18 protein-coding genes, 3 pseudogenes and 1 riboswitch are annotated in these 20,712 nt (G+C 71.3%); of the genes and pseudogenes, 3 read left to right on the top strand and 18 right to left on the bottom strand.

The genetic code is table 11. The features are described from left to right. Positions 1-2: 2 nt before the first annotated feature. The 17 genes and pseudogenes from M2437_RS25880 to M2437_RS25800 all read right to left on the bottom strand — a co-directional run bounded on the left by M2437_RS25880 (position 3) and on the right by M2437_RS25800 (position 16,594). Positions 3-1,269: pseudogene (locus M2437_RS25880) on the bottom strand (phage major capsid protein). A 32-nt stretch (positions 1,270-1,301) separates the two neighbouring features. Continuing rightward, entirely contained in the window at positions 1,302-1,772 is a 471-nt protein-coding gene (locus M2437_RS25875) for an HK97 family phage prohead protease (protein WP_253389082.1), read from the bottom strand. A 57-nt stretch (positions 1,773-1,829) separates the two neighbouring features. After that, on the bottom strand, positions 1,830-3,002 hold the full coding sequence (locus M2437_RS25870) for a phage portal protein (RefSeq protein WP_253389081.1): 1,173 nt from the start codon (positions 3,000-3,002) through the stop codon (positions 1,830-1,832). Positions 3,003-3,048: 46 nt separating this feature from the next. Further along, a pseudogene (locus M2437_RS25865) lies at positions 3,049-4,315 on the bottom strand (DNA-packaging protein). Further along, positions 4,278-4,706 (bottom strand): hypothetical protein, encoded by a 429-nt coding sequence (locus tag M2437_RS25860; RefSeq protein WP_253389080.1) that lies wholly within the window; start codon positions 4,704-4,706, stop codon positions 4,278-4,280. Before M2437_RS25860 ends, M2437_RS25865 begins: the two are co-directional and overlap by 38 nt. Positions 4,707-5,130: 424 nt before the next feature. After that, on the bottom strand, positions 5,131-5,892 hold the full coding sequence (gene cobJ, locus M2437_RS25855) for a precorrin-3B C(17)-methyltransferase (protein WP_253389079.1): 762 nt from the start codon (positions 5,890-5,892) through the stop codon (positions 5,131-5,133). Next, positions 5,889-6,686 carry a precorrin-2 C(20)-methyltransferase gene (locus tag M2437_RS25850; protein ID WP_003602221.1) on the bottom strand — a complete coding sequence of 266 codons (798 nt, stop codon included), beginning with the start codon at positions 6,684-6,686 and terminating at the stop codon, positions 5,889-5,891. Before M2437_RS25850 ends, cobJ begins: the two co-directional genes overlap by 4 nt. Then, the gene (locus M2437_RS25845) at positions 6,686-7,318 is read right to left on the bottom strand and encodes a precorrin-8X methylmutase (protein WP_253389078.1); all 633 of its coding nucleotides are present in this window, start codon (positions 7,316-7,318) and stop codon (positions 6,686-6,688) included. The genes M2437_RS25850 and M2437_RS25845 overlap by 1 nt, the downstream gene beginning before the upstream one ends. Positions 7,319-7,324: 6 nt before the next feature. Continuing rightward, positions 7,325-8,611 (bottom strand): precorrin-3B synthase, encoded by a 1,287-nt coding sequence (cobG, locus tag M2437_RS25840; RefSeq protein WP_253389077.1) that lies wholly within the window; start codon positions 8,609-8,611, stop codon positions 7,325-7,327. Beyond that, positions 8,608-12,039 (bottom strand): cobaltochelatase subunit CobN, encoded by a 3,432-nt coding sequence (gene cobN / locus M2437_RS25835; RefSeq protein WP_253389076.1) that lies wholly within the window; start codon positions 12,037-12,039, stop codon positions 8,608-8,610. The genes cobG and cobN overlap by 4 nt, the downstream gene beginning before the upstream one ends. Positions 12,040-12,052: 13 nt before the next feature. Continuing rightward, positions 12,053-12,949, bottom strand: a complete 897-nt coding sequence (locus tag M2437_RS25830; protein WP_253389075.1) for a DUF4349 domain-containing protein — start codon at positions 12,947-12,949, stop codon at positions 12,053-12,055. After that, positions 12,946-13,980, bottom strand: a complete 1,035-nt coding sequence (gene cobW, locus M2437_RS25825; protein ID WP_147016639.1) for a cobalamin biosynthesis protein CobW — start codon at positions 13,978-13,980, stop codon at positions 12,946-12,948. Before cobW ends, M2437_RS25830 begins: the two co-directional genes overlap by 4 nt. Beyond that, the gene (locus M2437_RS25820; RefSeq protein ID WP_253389074.1) at positions 13,977-14,435 is read right to left on the bottom strand and encodes a DUF1636 family protein; all 459 of its coding nucleotides are present in this window, start codon (positions 14,433-14,435) and stop codon (positions 13,977-13,979) included. Before M2437_RS25820 ends, cobW begins: the two co-directional genes overlap by 4 nt. Further along, a complete protein-coding gene (locus M2437_RS25815) occupies positions 14,428-15,195 on the bottom strand; it encodes a CbtA family protein (RefSeq protein WP_253389073.1) in 768 nt (255 codons plus the stop codon). Before M2437_RS25815 ends, M2437_RS25820 begins: the two co-directional genes overlap by 8 nt. 31 nt (positions 15,196-15,226) lie before the next feature. Further along, the gene (locus M2437_RS25810; RefSeq protein WP_003606625.1) at positions 15,227-15,409 is read right to left on the bottom strand and encodes a CbtB domain-containing protein; all 183 of its coding nucleotides are present in this window, start codon (positions 15,407-15,409) and stop codon (positions 15,227-15,229) included. Positions 15,410-15,450: 41 nt separating this feature from the next. Next, a riboswitch (cobalamin riboswitch) is annotated at positions 15,451-15,649 on the bottom strand. 44 nt (positions 15,650-15,693) lie between these two features. Beyond that, positions 15,694-16,116, bottom strand: coding sequence for an anthrone oxygenase family protein (locus tag M2437_RS25805; RefSeq protein ID WP_056112070.1), 423 nt, complete (start codon positions 16,114-16,116; stop codon positions 15,694-15,696). Continuing rightward, positions 16,103-16,594 carry a MarR family winged helix-turn-helix transcriptional regulator gene (locus M2437_RS25800; RefSeq protein ID WP_253389072.1) on the bottom strand — a complete coding sequence of 164 codons (492 nt, stop codon included), beginning with the start codon at positions 16,592-16,594 and terminating at the stop codon, positions 16,103-16,105. Before M2437_RS25800 ends, M2437_RS25805 begins: the two co-directional genes overlap by 14 nt. Positions 16,595-16,675: 81 nt before the next feature. Between M2437_RS25800 and cobU the strand changes: the two genes are divergently transcribed. The 3 genes and pseudogenes from cobU to fumC all read left to right on the top strand — a co-directional run bounded on the left by cobU (position 16,676) and on the right by fumC (position 19,901). Further along, positions 16,676-17,206: a bifunctional adenosylcobinamide kinase/adenosylcobinamide-phosphate guanylyltransferase gene (gene cobU / locus M2437_RS25795; RefSeq protein WP_015822077.1), complete on the top strand. Its 531-nt coding sequence runs from the start codon at positions 16,676-16,678 to the stop codon at positions 17,204-17,206. Further along, a complete protein-coding gene (cobO, locus tag M2437_RS25790; RefSeq protein ID WP_076644277.1) occupies positions 17,206-17,808 on the top strand; it encodes a cob(I)yrinic acid a,c-diamide adenosyltransferase in 603 nt (200 codons plus the stop codon). Before cobU ends, cobO begins: the two co-directional genes overlap by 1 nt. 550 nt (positions 17,809-18,358) lie before the next feature. After that, positions 18,359-19,901, top strand: a pseudogene (gene fumC / locus M2437_RS25785) (class II fumarate hydratase). A gap of 115 nt (positions 19,902-20,016) precedes the next feature. On the opposite strand, the gene fae reads toward fumC, so the two are convergent. Continuing rightward, positions 20,017-20,556 carry a formaldehyde-activating enzyme gene (gene fae, locus M2437_RS25780; protein WP_003601903.1) on the bottom strand — a complete coding sequence of 180 codons (540 nt, stop codon included), beginning with the start codon at positions 20,554-20,556 and terminating at the stop codon, positions 20,017-20,019. Positions 20,557-20,712 lie beyond the last annotated feature (156 nt).

The following is a 20,712-nucleotide window of genomic DNA, read 5'->3' as shown; positions in this document are numbered from 1 at the left end:
GATCAGGCGAACCGGAGCAGCTTGATTGCGCTGAAGTCCTGCACGCCGCCGCCGACGCGCTTGGTGGTGTAGAACAGCACGTAGGGCTTGGCGGAGTAGGGATCGCGCAGGGTCCGAAGGCCGACGCGGTCCACGACGAGGTAGCCGCGCTTGAAGTCGCCGAAGGCGATGGCGTGGCTGCCGGCGGCGATGTCGGGCATCGCCTCGGCCTCGACCAGCGGAAAGCCCATCAGCGTCGCGGCCCGGTCGGCGGCAAGCGGCGGCTGCCAGAGGTAGTTGCCGTCCGCGTCCTTGAACTTGCGGATCGCGCTCTGCACCCGCCGGTTCATCACGAAGCTCGCAGCCTGGCGATAGCCGGCACGCAGCGCGTAGATCAGATCGAACAGCACGTCGCTCGGGTTGCTCGCGGGGAAGGCGCCGGCCGCCCCCGTCGCGATGAAGCCGAGCCTGCCCGAAGCCCAGCTGGCGTTGGCCACGGTGTCGTAGTTGAGAAAGCCCCTCGGCCGACCGACGCCATTGCCGGTGACGAAGGCGACGCTCTCCTGCTCGGCGAAGGCCGCCTCGACTTCCTCGGCGAGCCACGCATCGATATCGAGCACCGCGTCGTCGAGCAGCGTCTGGGTCGCCGCCGGCATGGCGTAGAGTTCCATGGCCGGGAAGCTCAGCTCGGACAGGTTCGGCGTGTCGGTCTGAGGCCGGGGCGCGGTCTCGGCGACCCAGCCCGCGGCGGGACCGTTGACCGAGACGGCGCGCTTGTACTGGCCACCGGAGACGACCCGCACCGTGGCGATGGCGCGGATCGGCGAGATTTCGGCGAGCCGGCGCAGCACCTCGCGCTCGATCGTCGGCGGCACGAGGTAGCCGCCGTCCGGCCCGGAGCCGGCGGAGAGTGCCTTCTCTTCCAGCCGTTTGAGGCCGGCGCTCTCGCCGGCCCCGAACATAGAGGTCGAAGGCCGCCTTGTGCTCGGTGGCGGAGGCGTCGCGCGCCGGCTCCGTCCCGCCGAGCGGCGGCCGGGCACGGTCGAGGCTGATCCGATCGAGGCGGTTCTTCGCCTGATCGAGGGCGGCATCGATGCGGATGAGCTTCTCCTCGGTCACCACATCCGCGGTGAGCCGGGTCTCGATCTCGGAGAGGCGGAGGTCGTTGGCCTCCTTGAACGCCTCGAAGGCGCGGGCGAACTCGTCGAGCACCGCTTCGGTGCCGAAGGTCGCTGCCTTGTTCTCGGGCAGGCCGGTGGGGGCCTTGGTCTCGAAACGCATCTCGGTCATGGCATCCTCGTTGGTGAAGGAAAACGGAAAGCTCAGGCGCGCGCCGCGAGCGGCGGGGCCGCCAGGCGCAGGCGCGGCGGGACGAAGGGGCGGGGTGCTGCGGCGCGGATCACCCGCGCGTCGGGCTGCAGCGGGAAGGTCACCAGCGAGACCTCCCAGAGATCGACGGCGAGCAGCCGACGCCCGCCACGCTCAGGCGAAGCCCGCACGACGCGAAAGCCGATGGAGAGTCCATCGAGGGCGCCCTCGCGCATCAGCGCGTCGATCTCGCGGGCGCGCTGAACCGCGAGGTTGAGCCGACCGGCGACGCGCAGGCCCCGGCCATCCTCCTTGAGGGAGAGCCAGGAGCCGATCGGCTCGGCCGGATCGTGCTGCCACAGCATCCGCACCCCGCGCGCGCCCCGCCGGGCGAGGCTCGCGGCAAACGCCCCCGGCGCGACGGTGTCGCGGCCGAGATCGGGCACGCCGAACAGGCTGGCGTAGCCGGTGAAATGGCCATCCATCGAAAAACCTCGACAAGAGGAGTGAAGAGCGGGCTCTGCGCGAAGCCCGCCGGGGCCTCAGGCCGGAGAGCCGGTGCCTTGCCCCAGACTTTGGGGCGGGTAGCCGACGGCCTCGCGCTTCTCGGCGACCGACAGGAAGTCCGCGCCCTGCACCCGGCGCCAGAGCGACTCGCGCTCGGTCGCCAGGGCCTCGACGGCGTCGAGATCCGGCTCCAACCGCGCGGGGCCGAAGGCGGGCTCCAGCCAGCGCGCGAGCGAATCGGCGGTGCGGCGCACCAGTGGGATCACCGTCTGGCGGTAGAAGGCACGGTTGGCCTCGGCGTAGTTCGCGTGGGTGTTGTCACCGGGAAGGCCGAGCAACAGCGGCGGCACACCGAAGGCGAGCGCGATCTCGCGGGCCGCAGCCGCCTTCGCCTCGACGAAGTCCATCTCCTTCGGTGAAAGCGAGAGCGGCCGCCAATCGAGCCCGCCATCGAGGAGGAGCGGCCGGCCGGCATTGGCGCTGCCCTGGTAGCTCGTTTCCAGCTCGGCCTTGAGCCGCGTGAACTGCGTGTCGCTCAAGGCGGCGCCGGTCGAGGGCGCGAAGACCAGGGCGCCGGAGGGGCGGGCGGCGTTGTCGAGCAGGGCCTTGTTCCAGGCGCCTGCCGCGTTGTGGATGTCGAGCGGCACCGCCGCCGCCTCCATCGGCGAGAGGCCGTAATGGTCGTCGAGCGGGTTGAACAGCGTCAGGTGCAGGATCGGCGGCACGGCGCCGGTCTGCTGGTAGCGGAGTCGGCGCCCCCCGACAGCGTACTCGTAAGCCGCGGGCCAGCCGTCGGCGCCGGCTACGACCTGCATCCGGTCCGGACGCAGGGAGAAGAGTTCTCGCGGTCGGCCATCGATCTCGGCCGCTTCGATGTAAGCATTGCCGGAGACGAGCAGGTGCCCATAGATCCCGTCGAGGAAGCGCATCCCGCCTTCGCGCGGATTCGGCCGGGCGAGCAAGTCCAGCAACGGATGGGCATCCTCGGCGCCGGCCAGCGTCAGCGGCAGTGAGGCCGCGGCCTCGGCGACGAGCCGGACCGAGCGGTGGACGACGGCGTTGCGCTGAAAACCCTCGCGGGCCAAAGCCGCGTAGTCGCGCGCGGTCCAGACCGCTCGTCCCTCGCCGTAGAGCGCAAACGCCGCGCTCGCTTTCGTCTCGGGTACGAACCCGGCGGCCCTTGCGAGCCGCGCGATGAATCCAGGCATGGCACGCCTCCCGCTTGCAATGTTTCACGTGAAATTAACTGCGCCGTCAGAGCCGGCGGATGCGCGGCTCTACGGACGGCGCGAGCATCAGGTGCGTGAGCGCCCAGACCAGCGCATCGAGCCGATCCGGCGAACCGCCACCGGGCAGACCGCCGGGACCGAAGGCGCACATCTCGTCCTCCAGCGCCGGTAGCGGACCGACGTGGCGGATGCGCCCCTGGGCGTAGAGCAGCGAGACCGGCTCGGCCCGCAGCAGCTTGCCCCGCGTCGCCCGCACCGTCACCACGGGCACGCTCGGGTCGGCCTCCGCCAACACCGCGACGACCATCTCGCCACCCTGGTTGACCTCGGCCACCAGCGCGTCGGCCGCCAGGCGGTGGTACAGAGCCAGTGCAGCTCGCGCCCAGACGGCGGGTGCGGCCTGTTCCAGAGTTGCATCGGCCAGCACGTAGGCGGTTCCGTCGGCCGCGAGCCCGGCCGCGACGATGCCGCAGGCATCGGCCCCGACGCGGGAGGAGGCCGGCGGATCGATAGCGACGGCGATGCGTTGCAGCGGCGGCGCCTCGAAGACACGCGCCCGCTCGATGGAATCACGGGTCCAGAGCGCATCCGGCCGGTCCTCGATCAACTCGCCATCGAGCTCCTGCCGCCCGAGTCGGGTGCCGGCGTAGCGACCGACGACCTCCTCCAAAAAGCTCGGCGCGAGGTTCTGAGCATTGTCGGCGGTGCGCGAGCGCGTCACCACCGTGCGTGGGTCGGCAAGCAGCCGTCGGATCAGCGGCACCGGACGCGGCGTGGTGGTGACGAGACCGCGCGGATGCGTTCCGAGCCGCAGGCCGAACTGGATCATGTCGTAGGTGCTCTCGGCCTCGCGCCACTTGGCGACCTCGTCGGACCACACGGCGCCGAATTGCGGGCCGCGCAGGGAATCCGGCTCCTCGGCGGAGAAGGCGAGCGCCACCGCGCCGTTGCCGAACACCACCCGCCGCCGCGACGGCTGCCAGACCGGCGGCGCGCCGCCGAGACGCGGCAGGGCGAGAAGCCCGGACGGCCCTTCGATCATCACGTCGCGCACATCGGCGAAGGTCTCGCCGACGAGGGCGATCCGCTCCACCGGCTCCGGTGAGAACACCGGGTCGCCGTGGGCCAGGCCACGCACCCATTCGGCGCCGGTCCGGGTTTTTCCGGAGCCGCGCCCCCCCGATCACTGCCCAGGTCGTCCAGTTTCCCGGGGGCGGAAGCTGGTCGTGCCGCGCGAGGTGAAGCCAGTCGGCCTCAAGCAGGCGCAGATGGTCCGGCGAGAGACGGGTCAAGAATGCCGTCGTCCGGCTCCGCCGCCGCGAATGCAGCATAGCGGCGCGCGATATCCGTGCGCATCGCAACGAGGTCGGCGGCGTGCAGGGTTGGTCGGCTGGCTGCACCATCCGTCCCTCCCTTCCGCGCGGCCCGGTCGGCCGCTTTCATGTCGTCGAGCATGGTCTTCAGACCACCGAGATCGCGCAGCACTTTCGCGGAATCCAGCCCGGCCGGTGGTGCCGCGGTCTCGAGCACGGCATCGAAGCGAGCAATCTGCCGTTCGATATGCGTGCGCAACTGCGCCCGCAGCTGCCGGGCATCCGGGACACGCTTGCGGGCTTTCCTGGCACTTGGCTTCGAAGGGGCTCCCGGCTCGGGCTCGCCGCGTGGCTCGGAGGGGTCCGGCATCGCGGTGTCTCCATCCACACTTCTTGAGAGTTCCCTTTAGCTACAGGAGGAGCGTCGCGGTGTCAATCCATAAATTCCTATCAAGGCCGCACCAGAGGAATTTGGTCCGAAAAGATGGACCCGCGGCTTGCGATTGGCGGTCGTTGCAAACCCGCCCGATTATGAATTTTTCCATAGATCAGGAACGCCAACCGAGCCTCATTGGTAGATAAGCTAAGGAGTGCGCGTCACCGCCTCCATCACACGGGAGACAGCACGATGCTCAAAGGTGGACTTCTCTGGTTGATCGGCATTCCGCTGCCGATCATTCTTCTGCTGTGGTTCTTCAACGTGTTCTAAAGCTTGGAGAGCGCCGGCTTCGGGGACCTGAACCTCGGAAGAGCACATCCTTCGATTGTAGGAGTACGCTGCGGAGGTGTCCGCGTCAGAGCGTGACGCTCCGCGGCGTGTAGACGAAGGGCAGACGCCCTTCCCGCTCGATCAGCCGCGTCGTGGCGGCGCCGATGATGATCATGGTCGCCATATCGGCCGGCGCGGTGCGGGCCTCATCCAGGGTCAGCACCCGCAACGCTTCGTCCGGCCGGGTCACGGCGCGGGCGAAGATGACCGGCGTCGTGGCAGGCAGGATCTCGGCGGCGAGCGCCAGCGCCTTGCCGAGCTGCCACGGCCGCGCGGAGGAAATCGGATTGTAGAGGGCGACGCTGAGCCCTGCCCGCAGCACCGCCTCCAGCCGGGCGGTCACGACGTCCCAGGGCTTGAGGTTATCCGACAGCGAAATCGCGCAGAAATCGCCGCCGAGCGGTGCGCCGAGGCGGGCGGCGGCGGCGAGCATCGCGGTGATGCCGGGCTCGACCCGGATGTCGAGGTCGCGCCAGTGCGCGGGTCCGTGCTCGACTGCCTCGAACACGGCGGCCGCCATGGCGAACACGCCGGGATCGCCCCCCGACACCACCGCGACATGCCGGCCGGCCACGGCGAGTTCCAGGGCATGCCGGGCGCGGTCCACCTCGACCCGGTTGTCGCTGGCGTGACGGGTCAGTCCCTCGCGCTCCGGCACGCGGGCGACGTAGGGGATGTAACCGATCAGATCCTGCGCCCGGTCGAGGGCGTCGCGCGCCGATTCGGTGAGCAGGCGCGGATCACCCGGCCCGAGGCCGATGATCGTCACGCTCCCTGACGCGCTCACGGGCGCCGGCCCTCGCCGGGCACCAGCACCATGGAGAAGTAGGGCGCGACGTCGTCCTCCTTCTCGGCCAGGGGCACGACCCGCTCGCCGGCCATGGTGCCGCGCTCGACATAGACCGCGCGGGCGAGAAAGCCGGTCTCGGCCAGCACGCCGCGCACCTTCGGCAGGTGCCGGCCGAGCTTCATGATAACGGCCGCATCCGTGCCCTTCAGCCGCTCCACCAGCGCCTCGCGCGGCAGCGTCGCCGGCAGGATGGTGAGCACGTCGTCGCCCCAGGTGATGGGCGTGCCCGCGCGGGTCCAGCAGCCCGACATGCCCGTGACGCCGGGGATCACCTCGACGGGGAAGCGGTCCTTCAGGCGGCGCCACAGATGCATGAACGAGCCGTAGAAGAAGGGATCGCCCTCCGACAGGATCGCCACGTCGCGGCCCGCACCGAGATGGTCGGCGAGCCGTCCCGCCGCCTCGTCGTAGAAGCCGGCCAACGCCGCGACGTATTCCGGGTGATCGGGGTGAAGCTCGGTGGTGTAGGGATAGGCCAGGGGAAACTCGCGGGTCGGATCGATCATCACCGCGTCGGCGATGGTGCGGGCGTTGCCGCGCTTGCCCCGCTTGCAGAAGTGGACGAGCACGGGGGCGTGCTCCAGCACCCGCATCGCCTTCACGGTGAGGAAATCCGGGTCGCCCGGCCCCATGCCGACGCCGTAGAGCGTACCGGTTTTGGCCGCGGCGGGGGTCTCGCCCGCGCCGTCCGTGGTCTCGGCCGGCGCGTCGATGCGCACGCTCCCCTCCATCACTCGATCTCGTTCGCGAGCGCGTTGACGGCGGCCGCCGTCATCGCGCTGCCGCCGCGGCGGCCATGGACCACGACGAAGGGCACGCGCCCGTCCCGCGCCAGCGCCTCCTTGGATTCCGCCGCGCCGACGAAGCCGACGGGGATGCCGATCACCGCCGCCGGGGGCGCGACGCCCTCGTCCAGCAGTTCGAGCAGGCGGAACAGGGCGGTCGGCGCATTGCCGACGGCGACGACGCTGCCGGGCAGCTTCTCGCGCCACAATTCCATTGCGGCTGCCGAGCGGGTGGTGCCCATCTCGGCCGCCAGCCCCGGCACACGCGGATCGCCGAGCGTGCAGATCACCTCGTTCTTCACCGGCAGCCGGGTGCGGGTCACGCCGTCGGCGACCATGCGCACGTCGCAGAGGACCGGCGCGCCGGCCTTCAAGGCCGCCTCGCCGGCCGCGGCGAAATCGTCCGACATCTCCACGTCGCGCGGGAGGTCGGTCATGCCGCAGGCATGGATCATCCGCACCACCACGCGCTCGGCCGCGCCGGACCAGCGGGCGAGATCGGATTCAGCGCGGATCATCGCGAAGGAGCGCGCGTAGATCGCGCCGCCGTCGCGGATGTAGTCGTGGCGGGCACTCATCGCACGTTATCCTGGCACGTCGTCTTGAAACACGGGGTCCAGCGCCGGAAGCCCGGCGGCTGCGGCCTTCCTTATCCGGTCCAGCGCCACCTCGAAAGCGAGACGCGTTGCCGGCTCGGCAGAGGGGGGCCCGGCGAGCACCACATCGTAGGCGCCGTCGCGGCCCACCAGGGTCAGATCGGCGGGGCCCGGATGGGCGCAGCCCTTGGCGCAGCCCGAGACATGAGCGGTGAGGCCGGCCAGCGGCGCCAGCGCCTGCGCCAGCCGGGCGGCGTGGTCGGGCACCGGGGTCGTGCCGGAGCGGCAGGCCGGCGCACCGGGGCAGGCGGCGACCGCCCGGCGCGGATCGTCCGGCGCCACGATGAAGCCGGCCCGCGCCAATTCGGCCTGGAGGGCGGCCGAGCGGCTTGCCGGAACGACGAGGGCGAGGCCGCGCTCCGCGCTCAGCCGCACATCCTGCGCCCCGGCCAGCGCGGCGACCTGTTCCAGCCGATCCGCGGTGCAGCGGCCGAACGGCGCCTGGACGAGGAGCGCCGCGCGATCCGCGGTCAGGGCGGCGAGCCCCGGCGCGGCCGGAGCCGGAGCCGGCGCGAGCGGCGTCGGCTCGAACGGGAAGAAGCCGGCCACCGCCGCGATCACGGCCCGGCCATGGGCGTCGAGGTCGCGCATCCGGCGCCCACCGATCTCGGCGAAGGCCGCGAGCGCAAGGCCGATGGCGCCCGCCGCCTGGCGCTCGGGCAGCACGCCGCAGCGCAGGGGACCGGTTTCGGTCGCGAGGCCGAAAGCGACCTGCCCCGGCCCTGCGGCGAACAGGAAGAAATCGGCCTCGACCGTGCCGAGGCCGTGGGCGCCGCCGCCGTCGATCGCCACCAGCGTCTTGGGTGGCAGGCCCGGCACCGTGAGCCCCGCCGCCTCCACCGCGCGGGCGAGCGCCGGCACGTCGATCTGTTCCGTGGGATCGAGGCCGGCGAGCGGCGCCGTCAGCGTCAGGCGCTGCGGGCCGCCGTCGTCGCGGGTGTCGCCGAGACCGGCTTCCGCGAGGGCGCAGGCAAGCGGCGCGGCGCTCGCCTCGCTGACGCCGCGGATCTGGAGGTTACCTCGGGCGGTCACGTCGATATGGCCGTTGCCGTGGGCCCGCGCGCCGTCCGCCACCGCACGCAACTGCGCCGGCGTCAGGCGCCCGAGCGGCGGGTGGATGCGGGCGAGCAGCCCGTCGCCGGTCGGCATCGGCCGGGCGAGCGAGGGGCACCAACCGCGGCGGGCGCCCTCGGGCAGGGTGCGGCGGGCACTCATTCGGCGGCCAGCAAAGCGTCGGCCGGGGCGGCGTTGCGCCGGCTCTGCCACAGGCCGCGGGCGCGCAACTCGTCGAAGCGCTCGAGGATGGCGCGGGTCGCCTCGGGGTTGGCCGCCTTCAGGGCGTCGAAGGTTTCTGGGTCAGCGATCCAGGCGCCGTAGAGCCGGTCCAGATCCTGGCTCGATACTGCATCGGTCGCGGCAGCGAGCACGAACACCGCATCGATGCCTTGCGCGAATTCCTGCGCGCCGCGGTAGCCGTGGCGAAGCTGCGCCGCGATCCAGCGCGGATGACCGAGCCGGCCGCGGATCAGCCGGGCGACGTCCTCGCCGGCGGTGCGGGTGCGCGGCGCCTCCGGGTTCGAGACGTCGAGGCTGTAGAGCGCGGGTGCCTTCCCCTCGGACGTGGCGGCGGCAAAGAACCCGCCCATGGCGTCGGCGGCCGCATCGCCATCCAGCAGGTCGCGCTCGGCGACGTCGAAGGCGTGGACATAGGCGTCCGCCGCCGCGATGCGGGCGGCGAAATCCGCGTCCGCGCCTTCCGCGTCGCCGTAGGCGTGGGTGGTGGCAGCGAGATAGGCGGTGCCGAGATCGGTGCGCGCCTCCCACGCGCCGTCGAGCGCGGTCTCGGCCGCGCCCGCGCCGTAGCGGCCGGGGGCCGCGCCGTAGATGCGGGCGGCGGACTCGCCCCGGCGCCGGGCGGCGGCGAGCGGGTTCTCCTCGTCGTCCTCCTCACGGGCGGCGACGGCGCGGGCGGCGCGGTCGAGCAGCGCCAGGGTCTCGGGAAAGGTATCGCGGAACGCGCCGGAGACGCGGCAGGTCACGTCGATGCGCGGCCGGTCGAGAAGGGCCAGCGGCAGCACCTCAAAGCCGGTGACACGGGTCGAGGCATGGTCCCAGACCGGGCGCACGCCCATCAGCGCCAGCGCATGCGCCACGTCCTCGCCACCGGTGCGGAGTGTGGGCGAGGCCCAGAGATCCATGACGATCCGGGCCGGGTACTCGCCCTCGTCCTGAAGGTAGCGAAGCACCACCGCGTCCGCCGCTTTGGCGCCGAGCATGGTCGCGGCACGGGTCGGCAGGGCGCGCGGATCGAGCGTCGTCAGGTTGCGGCCGGTCGGCATCACGTCCTGGCGCCCGCGCGAGGGCGAGCCGGCGGGGCCCGGGGCGACGAAGCGGCCGTCGAGCGCCGCGGCGAGCGCGGCGCGCTCGGCCTCGGCACTGGCGCGAACCGGCTCGGTGGCCTCGGCGGGGGCGCGGCCGAAGACGTGCAGGCCGTCGCGGAACGGGGTTTCGCCGAGGTCGCACAGATGCGCGTCGAGCGCGGTCAGCGCGTCGGCCATCGGCGTGTCGCCATCGACGCCCGCGCCTTCGAGCAGGCCGGCGGAGGCCGCCTCGTCGAGGATCGCCGTGGCGATCAGCCCGGCCCGGCGCGGATCGAGCACGCTCGCGGCGGAGTATTCCTCGACGAGCTCACGCAGCGCCGCGGCCTCGGGGGTGAGCCCGGCCGCCTCGACGGTGGGGGTGAGATGGCCGAGCGCAATCCCGCCGAGCCGGCGCTTGAGCGGCGCGGCCTCGCCGGGATCGTCGACGATGAACGGATAGACCACCGGCAGCGCCCCGACGGCCAGCGCCGGCCAGCAATCCGGCGACAGCGCCACAGCCTTGCCCGGCAGCCACTCGGTGGTGCCGTGGGTGCCGAGATGGATCAGCGCATCGAAGGCCCTCCGAACGCCCAGGTAGAAGGCGAGATAGGCGTGGGTCGGCGGCTCGTCGGGGTCATGGTAGCCGGCCTTGCGGTCGGCGGCGCGGCCACGATCGGGTTGGAGGAAGAGGGTGAGACTCTCATCTCTCTCCCCTCCGCGGGAGAGGGTGGCCCCCGAAGGGGGTCGGGTGAGGGGAGCGCCGCTTCCGGAAGGGCCTGAGCCGGCCCCTCTCCCGCCTGCTCCGCAGGCACCCTCCCCCGCAGAGGGGGGAAGGTTTTGCGCCGCGCAGACCATCCGGAACCGGAACGCCCCGTCCCGGCAGAGCGGATCGTCCTCCGGCGCGCCCCAGCGCTCCGTCAGTTCCGTCCGGCGCTCCTCCGGCAATCCCCTGAACCACGCCGCGTAATCGGCCAGCGATACCGAAAAGCTCGGCTCGCCCTCCGTCAGCGACGCCATCAGCGCACCGGCCTCCGACAGCGCCCCAGCGGCAAAGCCCGCTGCGGCGAGGTCGGCCGCAATGGCGCGGGCGCTTTCCGGTGTATCGAGGCCCACCGCGTAGCCGGCCCGGCCGCCGCGGGCGGGATAATCGGAGAGCACCATGGCCAGCCGGCGCTGTTCGCGCGGCGTTCGACGCAGGCGGACCCACGCGGCGCCGCGCTCGGCGAGCGCGGCGATGCCGGCGGGATCGGGGACCGCGCGGCGCTCCGAAAAGCCCTCGACCGCCGCGGCCTCCTCCTTGAACGAGATCGGGAAGCCCGAGAGGCGTCCGTCGAATTCCGGCAAAGCCACCTGCATGGCGAGGTCGGACGCGTTCATGCCGCGGCCCGAGGCGGCCCAGGCGTCGCGGGGCGCGCCGATCGTGTAGGCCTGGATCACCGGGCAATCGGCGGCGTCGAGCACGAAGCCGGCATCGTCGCGGGCGGAGAAGGCGGTGGCGGCGAGCACGATGTCCGGCCGGCGCAGGGCCAAAGCCGCGCGCAAGCTCGCGACCGCCTCCGGGTCCTTCAGGCTCGACACCGCGAGCGTGACGCTACCGATGCCGCGCTCGGCAAGCGCCGCGGCCAGCTGCAGGGCCGGCGCCGTCTCGCCGGAGAGCACCGCGGAGCGGTAGACCAGCAGAAGCGCCAGCGGCCCCGGCCCGGCGGCCCGCATCGCCGTCTCGAGCGCGACGGGCCCGCAGCCGGGGCACCACGCGAAGCCGCGCGGCAATGCCTTCGGCGGCGCGGGCTCGAAGGCGGCGCCGGCCTCCGCCGCGAGGCTGCGCAGCAGGTTCTTCAGGTTCTCCGGGCCACCCGCGCGAAAATAGGCGTCGAGGCGGATGCAGGTCTCGGGCGGCACGGTCGAGAAGGCGTCGAGGCGCGGATCCGGCCGGTCGTCGCCGGGCAAAACCGCAAGTTTGACCCCCTGCGCCCGTGCCGTCGCCGCAGCCCGCTCGATGCCGTAGCGCCAATAGTCGAGCCCGCCGAGGCAGCGGATCACGCAGACCTTGGCGCGGGCGATCACCGCATCGACGTAGAGATCGACCGACATCGGGTGGCGCAGCTGCGCCATCTTGGCGAGCCGCAGCGAGGGCAGGCCGGGCTCGGCCGCATGCGCCCGGGCGACGGCCGCGAGGTCGGTATCGGTGAACGACAGGAAGACGATCTCGCCCGGGCTCTGGCCGAGATCGACCGCCGCCTCGCCCTCGTCGAGGGAGACCGTATCGAGGCGGATCAGGTGCATGGCGCGGGCGCCCTCACGGCTCCAACGGGACGCGCGCCGGATGGGCCCGCTTGCGCCGGATGCGCCAGACCAGCCGGAGGAGCAAGGCGGCAAAAAGGACAATCGGCAGCCAGGGCAGGCTCGCGACGGTGAAGCGGAGGGCCGAGGCCGCGCTCTCGCCGAGGATCGGGCCGCTGCGGGCCCAGACCTCCTGCACCGGGGCGAAGGCGCCGGCCCGCGCCCGGCTGGTGCGGAAGTCCACCGTGACGATCTCGGTGTCCACGCGCTCGTCGAGCCCGCGGCGCGTCCCCTCCGCCTCCTCGATCTGGCTCTGAACCTGCGCCAGCTCGCCCGCGATCTTGATTAGATCCTCGGCCCGGTTGTCCGGCTTCTCGGCCAGCGCGGTCAGGCGGGTGCGGTAATCGTTGAGCTGAGCGAGGCGCCGGCCGGTATCGGCAATCGAGGCCGTCAGATCCTCGGCGCGGGTCGCCTGCTCGATCAGCACGACGTCGCCCGCCGCCTCGCCCGGCAGCGGACCGGTGACGAAGGCGACGTAAGGAGCGACCGCGGCGTGCGGCAGCCGCACCTCGATCTGCGCCTGCGGCGGGTTCGCGCCGTTGCCGTCCCGGATCGAGGAATTCAGCAGCGTGCAGGTCGCGGCGGCGTCGAGGCAGCGGTCGCGGGCGGCGGCGAAGTGCGGCGCCACCCGATCCGGCCCGAGGCCGACGGTGAGGTCGTGGCGATAGGCGAGCTTGGCCGCGCTTCCCTCACGCGCGGCGGAGACGAAGGGCGCGGGCGCAGGGGCCTGGGCCATCCGCATCGCCCCGTCCGCCTCACGCCCGCTATCGGAACAGCCGGCGAGCAGGGCGAGGACGGGGACCGCGAGCCAGAGCCCGCGCGGCCGCCGGCCTGCGGCCTCGCCCCGGTTCATCCGCGCAGGGCGGCGGCGACCGCGTCCTGATCGAAGCCTTTGAGGCCGATGACGACGAGGCGTCCGTCGCGGGGCTCCGAACCCTTCCACGGGCGGTCGTAATGGGAGGCGACGCGCCGGCCGACGCCCTGCACCACGAGGCGCATCGGCTTGCCCTTCACCTCGGCAAAGCCCTTGATCCGCAGCACGCCCTCGGTCTCGGCCGCCTTCTCCACGCGGGCGGACAGGTCTTCCGGGCTGCCGGCGATGCCGACGGGGATCGCGACCGATTCGAAATCGTCGTGGTCGTGATCCTCGCCCTCGCCGTGATGCGAGGGGCGCGCGTCGAGGTCGTCCTCGGCCGCCGCCGCGATGCCGAGCAGCACACGCGGGTCGAGCCGGCCGTGCTCGGTCTCGACGATCTCGACCGCGCGGGGCAGGTGCGCCTGGATGTCGGCGCGGACCTTGTCGCGGCCCGCTGCGTCGAGCAGGTCGGCCTTGTTGAGCACCACGAGGTCGGCGCAGAGGATCTGGTCCTCGAACACCTCCTCCAGCGGGTTGTCGTGATCGACCGATTGGTCCGCCGCGCGCTGGTTGGCGAGGGCGTCGGGGTCCTCGGCGAACATCCCCGCGGCGACCGCCGGGCCGTCCACCACCGCGACCACGCCGTCCACGGTCACCCGCGAGCGGATCGCCGGCCACTGGAAGGCCTGCACCAGGGGCTTGGGCAGGGCGAGGCCGGAGGTCTCGATCAGGATGTGCTCCGGCGGCTCGGGCCGGTCCAGAAGCTTGGTCAGCGCCGGCACGAAGTCGTCGGCCACGGTGCAGCAGATGCAGCCGTTGGGCAGCTCCACCACGGAATCCTCGTTGCAGCCCTCGATGCCGCAGGCGGCGAGGAACGAGCCGTCGAAGCCGAGATCGCCGAACTCGTTGACGATGATGGCAAGGCGGCGCCCGCGGGCGTTCTCGACGGTATGGCGCACGAGCGTCGTCTTGCCGGCCCCGAGGAAGCCGGTGACGATGGTGCAGGGGATCTTGTCCACGAGGCTCATGGCTCTGAGACTTCCGGTTCGGGGCCAGCTGAGTGTCTCTCACGAAACTCCTGGCCAGGAGTTTCGTGAGGAACTCTGAGCGGCGGGATGCGGGCGACGACGCCCTTACGAAACGCCTCCGGGCGCTCGCGCCAGGGCACGACGCCGTCAGGGGTCTCGAGGTAACGGCGCAGGCCCGCCAGAAGGGTGCGGGCGGAGGTGTCGGGGTCTTCGAGCGCGTCGAAGTCGCCGTAGACGTAGGTCCAGCGGTCGGGCGAGACGACCGCGACGGTGCAGGGCCGCTTGCAGACCGAAAGGCACTCGGTGCCCTCGATCGTCAGGCCCGGCACGGGCTCACGCCCTGCCTCCGCCAGCAGCGCGGCCAGCAGCTTGGCCCCGGCGCGCGGCTCGGACGCGTCACCCGCCGCGCGGCAGGTGGTGCAGACCGACAGGATGGCGCTATCGGGATCAGGCATTCGCACGGGCACCCGCCTCGCGGCCGAACAGGCCCCAGGCCCAGCCATAGGCGAGCCCGATCACCGCCCAGAACACGAAGCCGATAGCGAGCGCGCGTGCGGCGAACTGCGCGGCCGTGGCCGGCGGCACCTGCGAGGAGACGGTGTCGATCGATTGCGGCGCGCCCGCGAGATGCGGCGCGACGATGAGGACGAGGCCACCGAGGATCGTCAGCGGCACCCGCCGCACGGCGATCAGGTAGAGTCCGAGCCCGGTCGCCACCACCGTCATCAGCCACCACGACTGGCGCAGCACGAGCGGCGCCGCCCCCATGCCGGGCAGTTCCGGCGGCAGGCCGATGGCGGGGGCGAGGACCACCGCGAGGAAGCCGGCGATGCCGACGACGAGTCCGCCCTGCGGGGTCGGCTCACGGCGCAGGGCCAGCATCACCGCCGCGAGCAGCAGCGCGTAGCCGACGCCGCCGACCAGCGTGGCGAGACCGGTGAAGGCCATCCGCTGAAGGCCCGGCGCAGGCTGCCACGCGTCGGCCGTGCCGTGGTCGTGTCCGCCCTCGCCATGCGCATGCGCGTGGGCCGGGACGATCAGGGCGGCGAAAGAGGTCTCATCGCGGGAGGGCGGTAGGGCGGCATGCGCGCCCTCGCCTTCAAAGGTCTCCGCCTGAAGGATCAGCGGGGAGGTCAGCGTGAGCTGCAGGCCCGTCGCGACGACGGACGCGAGGAAGCCGGCGACGAGCGCCGCCGACAGCAACCGGATGATCATGGAACTGCTTTGAAGCCGCTGAATGCGCGGATCAGTGGCAGGGGAAGTTCTGCGCGTGGCGGAAATCGTGCGCCGCGTTGTGCAGCACCGAGGCCGGGGCGAAGCCCGCCACGAAGACGAGACCGAGGCCGAGGAAGGCGGCGACGAGGAGCGCGCGGGCGCCCTCGGCCGAACGGGTGGTGGCGGCCTGGGTCTGAAGGGTCGCAGTCGTCATCGGGTCACGAGCTCCGGCCGCCCCACCGGCGGCGTTCGAGAACAAAACTTCGCTGGACGGCAGGTCTCCTGGCTCGCGGCTGGTATCGTGCCTGCCGCCTTCCCGGATCACCCGGTGGCTCGTGGCAGGAACTCGCCGCTTACAGTTGCGGGGGCAGCCGCGGAATTGAGGCTTCTGGAAAACCTCTCACCGCATTCCCTTTTCACCCCGTTGCCGGGGCACCGTCACGGAGCGGTCATAGCCTGATGCGGACGGACGCACAACGTGTCCCGCACCGGCCGCGATCACCGCAGCGCCCAGAGGAAGGCCGCCACCGCCGCCAGACCGAGCCCGCTGCGGACTGCGTGCAGGCGGATCCAGCGTTGCATCAGCGGCGCCACGACCGGATCGGCACTCGATGCGGCGAGCAGGGCACGGTTGGTCGGCATGATCGCCAGCATCGTATAGGGCCAGTTGGCGAGCGCGAGCGCCGCCCCGAGCCCCCATCGCGGATCGCCGGTACGCGCCCAGGCGAGCAGGCCGAGGGCGGTGGCGGCCAGCGCCAAGCCGCCCTGCATCCGGGTCGCGCGGCGATAGCTCGGGCGCCATTGCTGCAATTGGGAGGCCGGGTCGAGGACCAGCCGGGCCGGATGCTCCACGAAGCCGACATAGAGCGCGGCGCCGGCAAAGGCCGCCGCCGCGACGAGGGCGAGTTCACCGATCAGCATCGTGGTCTCCCGGTTGTTCGCCGCTCCGGCGTTCGCCGGCCCGCTCGCCGATGGTCCGCACGAGGGCGCGGGCCGCATTGAGCGCCGCAGGGTCGAGATCGCGGGCGAGTGCGGCCGCCCAGGGCGCCTGCCGCGCCGCCGCCGCCGCGTAGGCATCCCGGCCCGCGGGCGTGAGGAGAACGAGGCGGGCGCGCAGGTGGTGGGGATTGTCCGCGAAGCTCACGAGGCCGGCTTTCGCCAGCTCATTGACCGTCCGCTGCACGCCCTGGCGCGTCATGCCCATGTCGCGGGCGATGCGGGCGACCGGCAGCGGCTGCGCCGCGAGTGCGACGGCGCCCAGAACCTGCCAGCGGGCGCTGGTGAGGCCGAAATCCCCCACCAGCCGATCGCCGGCGGCCAGCAGCGCGCCGCTCGACCGGAAGATCTCCAGCACCAGAGCCGTCGCGGCGTCCGCGGCCTCATGATCTGAACGTTTCATGACAATATGCTGCCGATTTGACAGCATATTGTCAATAGACTGACTTTGACGCGCTGGCGGCGCGTGGGGCAAAGGGTGCGGATGCTTCAGGCCGCCCCCCGGATGACCCTGGTGCTCGGCGGTGCGCGGTCGGGCAAGAGCGCCTATGCCGAGCGGCTGATCGAGGCCTGTCCCGCCCCCTGGCTCTACATCGCCACGGCGCAGGCCTGGGACGAGGAGATGCGGGTCCGCATCGACGAGCACCGGGCGCGGCGCTCCGACTCCTGGCACACCCTCGACGTGCCGATGGCGCTGCCGGAGGCGGTGGCCGCCGCGACCGGGCCGGTGCTGGTCGATTGCCTCACGCTCTGGCTCACCAACCTGCTGCTGGCCGAGGCGGATCTCGACGCGGCGACCGAGGCCCTGGCGCGGGCCTGCGCCGCGGCGCCGGGTCCGCTGGTGCTGGTGGCCAACGAAGTCGGCCTCGGCATCGTGCCGGACAACGCGCTCGCCCGCCGCTTCCGCGATGCGGCCGGGCGGCTGCACCAGCGGCTGGCGCGCGAGGCCGACCGGGTCGTGCTCACCGTCGCCGGGCTGCCGCTGACGGTCAAACCCTCACGCGAGAATCCCTGATGACCGAAGACGACACGCGCCACCGCGAAAAGATGGCCAAGCGCAAGGCGGTGCAGGACGCCGAGGTCGCCTCGAAGAAGATCGAGAAGGGCCTGCTGATCGTCCATACCGGCCCCGGCAAGGGCAAGACCACGGCCGCCCTCGGCCTCGTGCTGCGCATGCTCGGGCGGGGTCATCGGGTCGGCGTGGTGCAGTTCATCAAGGGCGCCTGGGACACGGGTGAGGCCCGCGCGCTCAAGAGCTTCGGCGACCAGATCGTCTGGCAGGCGCTCGGCGAGGGCTTCACCTGGGAGACGCAGGACAAGGCCCGCGACATCGCCGCCTGCGCCAACGCCTGGGAAACCGCGCGCGCTCTGATGGCGGACGAGAGCATCCGCCTGCTCGTCCTCGACGAGCTGAACATCGCCCTACGCTACGACTATCTCGACCTCGACGCGGTGCTCGCCGACCTCGCCGCCCGGCGTCCCGACCTTCACGTCGTCGTGACCGGCCGCAACGCCAAGCCGGCGCTGATCGAGGCCGCTGACCTCGTCACCGAGATGGGCAGCGTGAAGCACCATTTCTCCGCCGGGGTGAAGGCGCAGGAGGGGATCGAGTTCTGACGCCCGGCCCGGTTTCCGGCGACCGGGACGCCGCTTCCGGTCGCCGGCGCCCTCCCCCGGAATGAGGGCGTCCGAAGTTCGGGCACGACGCGCGGCGATGTCCGCCAAGTCCGATGCAGGCCCACGTCACGCAATGCCGGATCCCTGACCGTTTCGGCACCGGGCGCGATGGCGCAGCGGGCGTGTCCTGACAGACACGCCCATCGGCACGATCGATGCCGACCTGGCGATATTGAATTATATTATCACAAGACCAAACCGAAGCCTGAAAATTCAGCACCCATCTGCTTTTCACTGCCGAAGCATCAGGTGAGAGGCCTACAGGGCAGACCAAGTGTCAGCCCTATCCCTCCATAACAATTGATCACCTGCCTTGCGCCACGCATGCAGCCCCGGCCGTCGCCCGGCCGGGCTCATCCTGCCCGTGGACGATGGATCATTGATCGCGTGCGCCTCGCCGGAGGATCGCGTGCGGGCCGCGGCCGGACGGGCCGTGATCGCCCGTCCTCCTCGGCACGTCGGTCGCGAGAGCAAGAAAGGGCACGGCTCCATGGAGCGCAGGGACATCCTCAAGACCGGACTGCTCACGTCGATCGGCTTGGCGGCCGGTGCGACAATCCCGAAGGTGGCGGCCGCGGAGACCGGCAAAGCCGGCGTGCAGCCCGCCGGGATTCCTGCGACGGATGGCGGCGAGTGCTTCCGCGTCGAGAAGGACAGCATGGGTGAGGTGAAGATCCCCTGCGACAAGCTGTGGGGCGCCCAGACGCAGAGGTCGATCGAGAATTTCGACATCGGGATCGAGCGGATGCCGCGTGAGCTCGTGTCGAGCTACGCGATCCTGAAAAAGGCCGCCGCCAACGTCAACTTCGCGGATGGCCGCCTCGGCGAGACGCAGCACAAGCTCATCGTTCAGGTCTGCGACGAGATTCTGGCCGGACAGCACGCGGAGATGTTTCCGCTGCACGTCTGGATGACGGGTAGCGGCACCCAGTTCAACATGAACGTCAACGAGGTGATCGCGAACCGGTCCAGCCAGATCGCCGGTCAGCCGCTCGGGAGCAAGAATCCCGTGCATCCCAATGACCACGTCAACATGGCCCAGTCGTCGAACGACACCTTCCCGACGGCGATGTACATGGCCGCCGCGATCGCGGTCCGGCAGCGGCTGGCGCCCTCCATCACCGAGCTGCGGGACAGCATCGCCGCGAAGGCGGAGGCGTGGAAGGACATCATCAAGATCGGGCGCACCCATATGCAGGATGCCGTCCCGATCACGCTCGGGCAGGAATGGTCGGGCTATTCGGGCATGCTGAGCGACAACCTGGAGCGCTTCGACGACGCGCTGAAGGGTGTGTACCGTCTGGCCCTCGGCGGCACCGCGGTCGGCACCGGCATCAACGCGCAGCCGGGCTTTGCCGAGGCGAGCGCGAAGGAGATCGCGCGGCTGACCGGCCTGCCCTTCGTCACGGCGCCCAACAAGTTCGTGGTGCAAGGCGCGCACGACGCCATCGTCCACCTGTCCGGCACGCTGCGCACGCTGGCCGGCTCGCTCTACAAGATCGCCAACGATATCCGGCTGCTGTCCTGCGGTCCGCGCGCGGGCTTGGCCGAGCTGATCATCCCGGGAGAACGAGCCGGGCTCCTCGATCATGCCGGGCAAGACGAACCCGACCCAGGTCGAGGCGCTGACGATGGTCACCCTTCAGGTGATGGGCAACGACGTCAGCACCGGGTTCGGCGGCGCCAGCGGCTCGCTCGAGATGAACGTCTACAAGCCGGTGATGATCTACGACGTCCTGCAGTCGATCCGGCTGCTGAGCGACGGCAGCCGCAACTTCCGCAAGCACCTCATCGAGGGCACGAAGCCCAATCACAAGCGGATCAAGGACTACGTCGATCGCTCGCTCATGCTGGTGACGGCTTTGGCCCCGACGATCGGCTACGACAAGGCGTCGAAGATCGCCCACCTCGCGCACGAGGAGGATCTCAGCCTGCGGGAGGCGGCGCTCAAGCTCGGCTACGTCTCCGAGGCCGACTACGACCGGATCGTCGATCCGCGCAAGATGATCGCCCCCTACGTCGCCAAGAAGTAGTCTTCTCGCGTGAGGCGGTCCGATCCTCCCAAAAACCGCGGGATGATCGGGCCGAGCGACCGAAGCCCATCGACCGGGGCGCGGCCTAAACCGCGTCCCGTCGCGTGCGAAAAAATCAATACTCGATGATGTCTTCGAGCGCGTAGTGCTTCACCGTCTTGCGGTTGGCGATCAGCTCGTCGATCGTCGGCTCGCCCTTCATGGCGCGGGCGATGGCGAGCTTCGTCGCCTCGTAATTGGTGCGGTAGAGATCCTTGCGGTCGAGGTTTTCGTCCGTGCCGCAGCGCTCGTCGAGCCAGATCGTGATGATCATGCAGAGTTCGTCGAGCCCGTCCTTCGGCAGGATGCCCTCGATCACGCAATCGACGATGGCATCAGCCGTGGCCGCCTGAACCACGCCGCCCAGCAGCTCGGCATATTCGGCGGTGTGGATCGTGACCTTGGTGGTCATGATCGTGGAGGGGCGCACGAGCTGGTTGAGGTCGCGCACCACGAACATGCGGGTATGGCCCTGGACCTGCCCCAGCATGCTCGCGAAACCGTGGCCCACGGGGCCGCGGGTGGAGCCGATCAGCACCTCCGGCATCGCGTCGGTGAACTGCCCTTCGGCCGCGAGCACGGTCGCCTCGCCGGTGCGGAACCAGATCTCGGACATGTCGGTCATCCCTTGAGTTGTCGTGTGGCGTCGCGCCCGGCGGGCGGTCGGCGCGCAGACATCATCCCCGGCCGCGCGCGTCAATCGTCTTCGCCGAGCCGCCCGCCCGCGCCGCGCCCCTGGTCTGAGGCGGCGAAACCCTCCATGTCAGGCTCG

Source organism: Methylorubrum pseudosasae, from assembly GCF_029504475.1.
Classification (GTDB): domain Bacteria; phylum Pseudomonadota; class Alphaproteobacteria; order Rhizobiales; family Beijerinckiaceae; genus Methylobacterium; species Methylobacterium extorquens.
This window is presented reverse-complemented; position numbering and strand designations above follow the sequence as displayed.